General features: G+C 72.5%; 1 protein-coding gene. It reads left to right on the forward strand.

The genetic code is table 11. The features are described from left to right. Window positions 1–229 (forward strand): AMP-binding enzyme (locus ACFHW0_RS31970; RefSeq protein ID WP_416613351.1); only part of this gene is annotated, 229 nt, incomplete at both ends.

Consider the following 229-nt stretch of genomic DNA (forward strand, 5'->3'; position numbering starts at 1 on the left):
GGATCGAACTCGGCGAGATCGAGTCGGTCGTCGGGGGCACCGACGGCGTCGGCGACGCGGTCGCCCTGGTCGGCGAGTCGGACCGGCTGGTGGTGTTCTACCGGCCGGCCGCGCCGGCCACGGAGCTGGCGGACCGGATCCGGCAGCGGTGCGTGGAGCACCTGCCGGAGTACATGATCCCGGCCGAGTTCGTCGCCGTGGAGGCGATCCCGCTCAACGCCAACGGCAA

The organism is Micromonospora sp. LOL_025, assembly GCF_048060285.1.
Taxonomy (GTDB): Bacteria; Actinomycetota; Actinomycetes; order Mycobacteriales; family Micromonosporaceae; genus Micromonospora.